General features: G+C 72.2%; 6 protein-coding genes. 4 read left to right on the top strand and 2 right to left on the bottom strand.

Features of this window, described 5'->3' with window-relative positions; genetic code table 11:
- Positions 1-290 (bottom strand): DUF6597 domain-containing transcriptional factor (locus tag UW392_RS58705; RefSeq protein ID WP_320783691.1); only part of this gene is annotated, 290 nt, incomplete at its 3' end.
- A 292-nt stretch (positions 291-582) separates the two neighbouring features.
- Entirely contained in the window at positions 583-1,761 is a 1,179-nt protein-coding gene (locus tag UW392_RS58700) for a YihY/virulence factor BrkB family protein (protein ID WP_320783690.1), read from the bottom strand.
- 1,267 nt (positions 1,762-3,028) lie between these two features.
- On the opposite strand from UW392_RS58700, the gene UW392_RS58695 reads away from it, so the two are divergent.
- The 4 genes from UW392_RS58695 (at position 3,029) to sbnB (ending at position 10,087) form a co-directional block, all read left to right on the top strand.
- Complete coding sequence (locus UW392_RS58695) at positions 3,029-5,428, top strand: Pls/PosA family non-ribosomal peptide synthetase (protein WP_320783697.1); 2,400 nt, start codon at positions 3,029-3,031, stop codon at positions 5,426-5,428.
- A 26-nt stretch (positions 5,429-5,454) separates the two neighbouring features.
- Positions 5,455-7,968, top strand: a complete 2,514-nt coding sequence (locus tag UW392_RS58690; RefSeq protein ID WP_320783696.1) for an amino acid adenylation domain-containing protein — start codon at positions 5,455-5,457, stop codon at positions 7,966-7,968.
- A gap of 74 nt (positions 7,969-8,042) precedes the next feature.
- Entirely contained in the window at positions 8,043-9,041 is a 999-nt protein-coding gene (locus tag UW392_RS58685; RefSeq protein WP_320783689.1) for a TauD/TfdA family dioxygenase, read from the top strand.
- A complete protein-coding gene (gene sbnB / locus UW392_RS58680) occupies positions 9,038-10,087 on the top strand; it encodes a 2,3-diaminopropionate biosynthesis protein SbnB (RefSeq protein ID WP_320783688.1) in 1,050 nt (349 codons plus the stop codon). Before UW392_RS58685 ends, sbnB begins: the two co-directional genes overlap by 4 nt.
- The last annotated feature ends 93 nt before the right edge of the window (positions 10,088-10,180 follow it).

Raw genomic sequence — 10,180 nt, 5'->3', positions numbered from 1 at the left:
GGCCAGAGGTCGGCGAGGTCGACGCGCCGGTCGCGCAGCGCGTGGGCGGGGACGCCCAGGAGGGCGGGCGCGGTGCCCGGGTGGAACCGGACGCCCGCCCAGCTCCCGGAGTCCGCGCCGGGGGCGTGCGCGTGGGTGTCGGGCCCGGCGACCAGCAGCCGCCCCGCGTGCCACAGCAGGTCCATGCAGCCGTCGGGGAGCACCAGGCGCGCACCCGGCGCGGCCGACCCGTCCGCGGTCTTCGTCCACACCACCGCGCCCACCAGCCGCGACGCCCGCTCTTCGTACACGCATGCAAGGCTACGCAGCGCGGCGGGCCGAAGCACGCCCGCCCGGATCACATGGAGGCGCCCCGGGCGCCCGGTCCCTCCGGCGGGCCGGCGGGCGGATCCATGGCGTCGGCGTGGACGCGCACGCATGCATTTGAGCCGTTCGGCGTCGTTCGCCTGCGGGGCCCGCCCGTCGGCTGGTCCCATGACGGGGATGACGGGAAGCGGGCCTGAGACGACGGGGAGCGGGCCGAGGACGACGACGGGACGGGACGACGCCGCGCGGCACGAGGGCGGCGCGGGCGGCCGCCCCTCACTGCGCCGGCGGGTCCCCGCCCTCCGGCTTGTGGGGCGTCTTGGCGTGCGCGCGCAGCCGCGAGGTGACGTCCTCGGGGGGCAGGAAGCGGGACCAGCGTTCGGGGAACTCGGAGGGCATGTCCTGGTCGGGGTCGTCGTCACCTTCGTCGGGGGCACCGGCGTCCGCGGGGCCGCCGGCGCGGGCGGCGGCGGCCCGGGCGACGTACTCGGCGGCCAGCTCCTCGCGCAGCCGCTCGTTGGCGGCGCGCGCGGCGGCCGTGGCGGCGGCCGGCCAGACCCGGTCGATGGCGGCGTTGACGGCGGCGCCGACCAGCACCGCGAACGCGGACACGCCGATCCACAGCAGGACGGCGACGGCCGCGCCCAGTGAGCCGTAGATCGTCGCGCCCTCGATCGTGCTGGTGATGTAGATGCGCAGCAGGAAGCTGCCGAGCACCCACATGGCGAGGGCCACCAGGGCGCCGGGGACGTCCTCCACCCAGGGCGAGCGCACGGGCACCGACACGTGGTACAGCGTGGTGAGGAAGACGACCGACAGGATGATCACGACCGGCCAGTACAGGATCTGCACCAGGGTCGCCGACCACGGCACGACGCTCACCACCGCGTCCGGTCCGGCGACCATCAGCGGCAGCGCCACCGATCCGATCAGCAGCGCCACGATGAAGAGGAGGAAGGCCAGCAGGCGGGTCTTGACGATGCCGCGGACGCCGTCCAGGCCGTACATCACGGTGATGGTGTCGATGAAGACGTTCACCGCGCGGGAGCCGGACCAGACCGCGAAGAGGAAGCCGACGGAGATGACGTCGGGTCTGCCGCCCCCGGTCACGTCGTCCAGGATCGGCTGGGCGATCTCCTTCACGCCCCGGTCGGAGAGCACCGTGCGGGAGGCCTCCAGGAGGTTGCTCTCCAGGCTGGAGATGGTGTCGGCGCCGGTCCAGCCGTCCACGTAGTAGAGCAGGCCGATCATGCTGACGAGCAGCGGCGGCACGGACATCAGGGTGAAGAACGCCGCCTCCGCCGCGAGGCCGAGGATGCGGTACTCCATGCACGAGTTCACCGTGTCCTTGAGGAGCAGCCAGGCGGTCCGGCGCTTGGAGACGTTCCGGTAGAGGGCGCGGGCCCGGTGGAGACGGCCGGAGGGGTGCTCGGTGAACTCAACTGCTGGCTGCACGCCTCTTACGGTATCCGCCGCGACAGGCGGCCCTCACCACGCGGTACGCATACCGGGGTGCTCCGGGTACGGATTGCCGGTCCTGTTCCGGTACGGGCGGCGCAGCGCCCGCCGGTTCCGGTGCGTGGTCGCGGGGTACGCACGCCGTCCACCCCTCCCGCACCGGGCCGCACGCTTCCCACGGGTCGCGCCGCACGGCAGAAATACAAAGGCAACCCACGGGAAACCGGCGAGATTTATTTGGCATTCCACTTGTCATGACCGCGCTGGCCGGGCGGTGGCCGAAAACAGCGGGTTCAGCAAGTGGAATGGTTGATGACGCTTGCTTCGACCGGAGTAGAAGTTCCCCGTTGAAGCACATGCCGGGGCTGCCCGGCAGACACCGGAGAAGATCGGCCATGGCGCGGTCGTGGCATCGGAAAGCGTCAATTGCCCGAACTCCCTTGACCTGTTCCCGAATAGACCGAAAGAATCCAGATTGCATTCCACTGCGGACCACCGCCAAGGGGGAGGGGCGCCGCGAAACGGGGGACCACAGGACACCTGACCAAGTGTCCCAACTGCAACGTTGCCCGTGATCTGTCGGAGAACCGGGCAGATCACCCTCGTACCGCTCCGCGCCGACCCAGCCGGCCGTCCGGTTCCACTCTTCCACACGCCGACTGAACGTTTTTGCTCGACATGTCATTGTGCGCCACGCCACTCACCCCTGGGCGTATTCCAACGATGAACCGCCCCGGAGAGTTCAATGCTTTCACTCGCACCACGCCCTCCTCTTTCCCGTCCGTTCCCAGACGTCACCGCCCGGCCCAGGCAATGCGTGCCCGGCACGACGTGATCAGCCACGGCCCCTGACGAATACTTCCGGACGCTCCGGAACCGGTGCGCCATAACCGGCACGACGGGGCGCGGGTGCATATCCGGGGACCGAAGGACAGGGAAACGGGCGGCCGGTGCCCGGGCCCGTCGTGCGACGGCCGGGCCCTCGTCACGGTTGCCCGCGGTCCGCCGGCCGGTCCGGGCACCGCACACGACAACACACACGCCGAAACGAAACATCGCGCAAGGAGTTCATGTGGTGGGAAACAGCGGTGAGGCCGCGACGGCCGCTCCGCCCGGCCTTCCGGCCGCGCAGGTCACACGCGCGGACACCGGCACCCCGGTCACGCACGCGGAGGCGGACACGCGGGTCGCACACACCGGCACGGCGGACACGGGCACGGACACGCGGCTCACCCGCGCGGACACCGAACGGGTCCTCGCCGAGGTGCTGGCCGCGGTCGTACGGGTCGACCACGTACCGGCCGACAGCCACTTCTTCGACGATCTCGGCGCCAACTCGCTGGTGCTGGCCCACTTCTGTGCGAAGGTCCGGAAGCGGTCCGACCTGCCGTCGGTGTCGATGAAGGACGTGTACGCCCATCCGACGGTGCGCGGCCTGGCCGCCGCCCTGACCGAGGCCCCCGATCCGGGCCCCGAGCGGGCGCCCGTGCAGGCCGAGCCGGTGGCCCCCGGCAGCCCGTTCGGCCACGCGCTGGTCGGGACGCTGCAGCTCCTCCTCTTCGTCCTCTCCTGCCTGATCGGCGCGGTCACCCTGACGCGGGGGTACGAGTGGGTGACCGCCACCGGGTCGGCCCTGACGGCCTACCTGCGGGCGGCGCTCTACGGCGGGGCGCTCGTCGTCGTCACGAGCATCCTGCCGATCGCCGCCAAGTGGCTGCTCATCGGCCGCGCCCGGCCGACCGAGTTCCCGGTCTGGTCACTGGCCTACCTGCGGTTCTGGGTCGTCCGGGCGCTGCTGCACACCAGCCCCGTGATGCTCTTCGTCGGCAACCCGCTGTACGTGCTGTACCTGCGCGCCCTCGGTGCCCGCATCGGCAGGAACGTCACCGTCCTGAGCCGGCTGGTGCCCGTCGCCGCGGACCTGCTCACGGTGGGCGAGGGCTCGGTGATCCGCAAGGACGCCCTGATGCAGTGCTACCAGGCCCGTGCGGGACGCCTGCGCACCGGCCCGGTCACCCTGGGCCGCGACGTGTTCGTGGGCGAGCGGACCGTGCTGGACATCGGCACGTCGATGGGTGACGGCTCCCAGCTCGGCCACTCCTCCGCGCTGCGCCCCGGTGAGTCCGTGCCGGCCGGGGAGAGCTGGCACGGGTCCCCGGCCGAGCGCACCTCGATCGACCACGTGCGGGTGGCCCCGGCGACGTGCGGCACGTTCCGCCGCTTCGGCTTCGCCCTCGCCTCCGTGCTCCAGGTGTTCCTGCTCTGGGTGCCGCTGGCCGTCGGCGGGCTGTACCTGCTCTTCGCGGTGGCGCCCGGGCTGGAGGCGCTCGTCAACCCGCGGGCCCGGGACATCGGCTCGCTGCGGTTCTACGTCGAGGCGCTGGCGCTGTCCGCGGTGCTGTTCGCGATCGGCATCGTGACCGGCGCGGTCATGGTGCTCGTGGTGCCGCGCCTGCTGAACCGGATGATCGAGCCCGACAAGGTGTACCCGCTCTACGGCTTCCACTACGGGGTGCACCGCACGATCACCCGCCTGACCAACATCAGGTTCTACAAGTGGCTCTTCGGCGACAGCTCCTACATCGTGTACTACCTCAAGGCCCTCGGGTACGACCTGTCCAAGGTGCGGCAGACCGGCTCCAACTTCGGGACCGAGCTGGCGCACGAGACACCGTTCCTGTCCTCGGTCGGCAGCGGCACGATGGTCGCGGACGGGCTGTCGATCATGAACGGGGAGTACTCGGCCACCTCCTTCAAGGTCACCCGGACCTCGATCGGCGCGAGCAACTTCCTCGGGAACGCCATCGCCTACCCGGCCGGGGGCAGGACCGGCGACAACTGCCTGCTGGCGACCAAGGTGCTGGTCCCACTGGACGGCGAGGTCCGCGAAGGGGTGGGGCTGCTCGGCTCGCCCGCCTTCGAGATCCCGCGGTCGGTGGAGCGCGACAGCCGCTTCGACCACCTGCGCGAGGGCGCGGAGTTCGAGCGCCGGCTGCTCGCGAAGAACCGTTACAACCTGAAGTCGATGGGCATGCACCTGGTCCTGAGGTGGGTGTGCGGCTTCGTGCTCACGGTGCTCGGCTTCGCCGCCGCCGACCTGTACTGGCACGGCACCGCAGGGCTCGCCGTGGTCACCGCGTTCATGGTGTTCAGCTCGGTCTTCGTCGTCGTGTACTTCGCGCTGGTGGAACGCTTCATCCTCGGGTTCCGCCCGCTGCAGCCGGAGATCTTCTCCATCTACGACGAGCGGTTCTGGCACATCGAGCGCCTGTGGAAGGTGCCCGACCTGCACCTGGGCGTGCTGAACGGCACCCCGTACAAGATCTGGGCCTGGCGGCTGATGGGGGCGAAGTTCGGCAAGCGGGTCTTCGACGACGGCGCCTACCTGACCGAGCGGACCCTGTCCACGGTCGGTGACGACTGCACCCTCAACGCGGGCAGCCGGCTGCAGGCGCACTCGCAGGAGGACGGCACCTTCAAGTCGGACCACGTCCATCTCGGCGACGGCGTGACCCTCGGGGTCGGCTCGCTGGTCCACTACGGCGTGACCATGGGCGACGGCGCCGAGCTCGCCGCCGACTCCTTCCTGCTGAAGGGCGAACAGGTACCGCCGCGCGCGCGGTGGGGCGGCAACCCGGCCACGGAGGACCGGGGACGACGGTGAGCTGGGGGAACGAACCGATGGACCTGATGGACGCGAAGAGGAAGCGGGCCGAGGACGCCCGCGCGTACTGGCGCGGGGTGCTGACCGCCGGCGGGCGGACGGAGGTCCCCCGCTGGACACCGGCGCCGGCGGCCGGGACGGGCGAGGTCGAGGTGGCGCTGCCCGACGGGTTCCTGGCGGCCGTGCGGGCCCTGGCCCTGCCGCTGGACTCGGTCCTGCTCGCCGCACACGCGCGCGTGCTGGCCGTGCTGACCGGCGAGCGGGAGGTCACCACCGGCTGGGTGGCCGTCGCGGGCGGCCGTCCGCTGCCCTGCCGGCTGAACACCGCTCACGGCCCGTGGCACGAGCTGCTGCGGCACGCCCGGCAGGTCACGGCCGACGTACGGGCGTACGCGGACTTCCCGGTCGACGACCTGCGCGAGGAACTGGGCCTCACCGGCCCGCCGTTCGAGACGGTGCTCGACGCCACCGGCAGCGACGGCGCCCTGGAGGGCGACACCGTGCTGCGGGTGGGCATCCGGAGGCAGGGCGACCGGATCGGGCTGCGGGTGCGCCACCGCACCGACGTGCTCGGCGGGGAGGCCGCGGCCCGGGTCGCCGGCTACCACGTCACCGCGCTGACCTCGCTGGCCCTCGACCCCGAAGCCGACTACGGACGGCAGGGCCTGCTCTCCGCCGACGAGACCCGCCGGCAGCTCGACGGGCTGGCGGGGCCGCGCCGCGAGCTGCCGGACCGGCGGGTGCACGAGCTGTTCGAGGAGCGGGTACGGACCGACCCGGACGCGGTCGCCGCCGTGTGCGGCGAGGAGCGGTGGACGTACCGGGAGCTGAACTCCCGCGCCAACCGCATCGCCCACGCCCTGCTCGCGCGCGGCCTGGAACGCGAGGGCGTCGTCGCGGTGGTGACCGAGCGCAACCTGGACTGGACGGCCGCCGTGCTCGGCGTGCTGAAGGCCGGCGGCGTCTACCTGCCCGTCGAGCCGCACTTCCCGGCCGGGCGCATCGCGAGGACGCTGACCCGCGCCGAGTGCGTGCTGGCCCTGACCGAGGAGGGCAGCACGGCCACGCTCGACGCGGCGCTGGAGAGGCTGCCCGGCGTGGCACGGCTCCTGGTCGGCACCGCGTACGAGGAGGACCACGCCGCCGACGACCCGAACGTGCCGGTCTCCGCCGACCAGCTCGCCTACGTGTACTTCACCTCCGGCTCCACGGGGGAGCCGAAGGGCGCGATGTGCGAGCACGCCGGGATGCTGAACCACGTCCTCGCCAAGATCGAGGACCTGGGGATCGAGGAGGGGACCGTGGTCGCCCAGACCGCGCCCCAGTGCTTCGACATCTCGCTGTGGCAGCTGGTGTCCGCGCTGCTCGTGGGCGGGCGGACCCTGCTGGTGGAGCAGGAGGTGATCCTGGACGTCGACCGGTTCGTCGACCGGATCGCCCGCGGCCGGGCCAACGTGCTCCAGGTCGTGCCCTCGTACCTGGAGGCCGTCCTCGCCCACCTGGAGCACCACCCGCGCCCGCTGCCCGAACTGAGGATCGTGTCGGTGACCGGCGAGGCGCTCAAAAAGGAGCTGACCGAGCGCTGGTTCGCGGCGCACCCGACCGTTCCGCTGGTCAACGCCTACGGGCTGACCGAGACCTCGGACGACACCAACCACGAGGTGCTGCGCCGGCCGCCGGACGGGGACCGGGTGCCGCTCGGCCGTGCGGTGCGCAACGTCCGCGTGTACGTCGTCGACGAGCACCTGGGCCTGGTGCCGCTGGGCGCCCCGGGCGAGATCGTGTTCTCCGGGGTCTGCGTCGGCCGGGGCTACGTCAACGACCCGGAGCGGACCCGGCTCGCCTTCACCGCCGACCCCTACCGGCCGGGTGAGCGGCTGTACCGCAGCGGCGACCAGGGGCGCTGGCGGCCCGACGGCAAGCTGGAGTTCCTGGGCCGCAAGGACACCCAGGTGAAGGTGCGCGGCTTCCGCATCGAGATCGGCGAGGTGGAGAACGCGCTGCTGCGGGTCGCGGGCGTGCGCGACGGCGCCGTGGTCGTGGCCCGGGGCGAGCACCTGACCGCCTTCTACAGCGGGCGGAACCGGCTGGACCCCGAGGTGCTGCGCCGGACGCTCGCCGCGTCCCTGCCCACGTACATGGTGCCCACGGTCGTCCACTGGCGCGAGCGCCTGCCGCTCACCGCCAACGGCAAGATCGACCGCAAGGTGCTGACCGCCCTCGCCGAGGAGCTGGAGGCCGCCGGGGACGGCTCTCCCGCCCCCGCGCCGGACACCCCGACCGAGGAACGGCTGGCCGCCGCGTGGTCCGAGGTGCTCGGCGTCCCGCGCGACCGCGTCGGCCGGCGGGACCACTTCTTCGACCGCGGCGGCACCTCGCTGTCGGCGGTGAAGCTGGCGATCGCCCTGGACCGGGCGGTGACCCCCAAGGACGTCACCCGGTACCCGGTCCTGGCCGACCTGGCCGGGCTGATCGACGTACGGACGGGCACCGGCGTACCGGCCGGGACCGCCGTACCGGCCGAGGGCACCGACGCATGAACCGCTCCCGCCCCGCACCGCCCGTACCACCGAGCACCACGGAACCGAGCACTACGGAAAGGACCATCACCACCATGTCGTCCTCGACTTCCCTGCTCCGCGACGACCTCGTCCTGAGCGAGGGCAGGCCACCGCTCCTCGGCGTCTCCGGCGACGCAACGGAGTGGACCACCCGGCACCGGGACGCGCTGCGCGCCCTCGTCGCCGAGCACGGCGCGGTGCTCGTCCGCGGACTCGGCCTGACCGACCGGGCCCGGGCGGGCACCGTCCTGACCCGGCTGGCGGACAGCCTGATGCCCGAGAAGGAGGCGTTCGCACCGCGCGAATCGGGCGCCGACGGGCTGCACTCCTCCACCGCCTGGCCGCCCAACCAGCTGATGTGCATGCACCACGAGCTCAGCTACGCGATGGAGTTCCCCGGGCTGATGCTGTTCGCCTGCCTGACCCCGCCCGCCGAGGGCGGAGCGACGACCGTGGCCGACGGGGAGGCCGTGCTCGCGGCGCTCCCCGCCGAGCTGACCGAACGGTTCGAGCGGGAGGGCTGGCTGCTCACCCGCAGCTACAACGACGAGATCGGCGCCACCCTCGAGGAGGCGTTCGGCACGGACGACCGGGGCGCCGTCGAGGCGTACTGCCGGGTGCACGCCATCGAGTACGCCTGGCAGGACGACGGTTCGCTGCACACCCGGCAGCGCCGCAGCGCCGTGGTGCGCCACCCGGTGACGGGCCGCCGCTGCTGGTTCAACCAGATCGCGTTCCTCAACGAGTGGACCATGGAGACCGAGGTCCGCGAGTACCTGGTGGACGTGTACGGGGAGGACGGCCTGCCGTTCAACACCCGTTTCGGCAACGGCGACCCGGTCGGCCCGGACGTGGTCGAGGCGATCCAGGACGTCTACACGGCGCACACCCGTCGCGAGCCGTGGCAGGCGGGCGACCTGCTGCTCGTCGACAACATCCGTACGGCGCACAGCCGGGAGCCCTACACGGGGGACCGCGAGGTCCTCGTGGGCCTGGCCGACCCGGTGCGGTTCTCCGACGTCTCCACGCCCCTGGAAGGGACCGCCCGATGACCCCGCCCGCCGGCGGCACGCCGCCGTCCTTCGCAGTGATCACCGGCGCCCAGGTGCGGCAGGTGCTCCAGGGCCGCGAGCGCGAGGTCGTGGACCTGGTGGAGTCCGTGTACCGCCTGCACGGCGCGGGCGACACGGTCAACCCGCCGTCGTACTTCCTGCGCTTCCCCGACCGCCCCTCGTCCCGCATCATCGCGCTGCCCGCCTCGCTCGGCGGCGAGAAGCGGGTCGACGGGCTGAAGTGGGTCTCCAGTTTCCCGGAGAACATCAAGTCGGGGCTGCCGCGCGCGTCGGCCGTGCTGATCCTCAACGACCCGGCCACGGGCTATCCGTTCGCCTGTCTGGAGGCGTCGGTGATCAGCGCGGCCCGCACGGCGGCGTCGGCGGCGCTCGCCGCCCACCGGCTCGGCGACGCCCGCGAGGGGCGCGCGAAGCCGTCCCGGGTGGTCTTCGTCGGCACGGGGCTGATCGCCCGGTACATCCACACGTACCTGGCGTCGACCGGCTGGCCGTTCGAGGAGATCGGGGTGTACGACCTGATCGCGGAGAGCGCCGCCGGGTTCCGGGCCTATCTGGAACGGTCGGGCGGCGGCGCGCGGATCACCGTGCACGAGGACGCCGGGGAGGCGATCCGCGCGGGCGACCTGGTCGTCTTCGCCACGGTCGCGGGGACCCCGCACGTCCACGACCCGAAGTGGTTCGCGCACGATCCGCTGGTGCTGCACGTGTCGCTACGCGATCTGGCGCCGGAGATCCTGCTCGGCGCGGCGAACTTCGTCGACGACGTGGAGCACTGTCTGAAGGCGGACACCTCACCGCACCTGGCCGAGAAGCTCACCAAGGGCCGGGACTTCCTGACGGGAACGCTGGAGGACGTGCTCTCCGGCCGGGTGGGCGTGCCGTCCGACCGGCCGGTGATCTTCTCACCGTTCGGCCTCGGCGTCCTCGACCTGGCGGTGGGCGCCCATGTCCACGAGGCCGTGTCCCGGGCCGACCAGCTGCACGTGGTGGACGGCTTCTTCGACGAGCTCAGCCGCCACGGCTGAGCCACCCGCACCACCCGCACGAGCGGCGCGAACGGGCCCGACCAGCCCGTGCGTGCCTCGCTCAGGCGAAATATGCGCAAAAACCAGTCAACA

This window comes from Streptomyces sp. CRN 30 (assembly GCF_034105845.1).
This window is presented reverse-complemented; position numbering and strand designations above follow the sequence as displayed.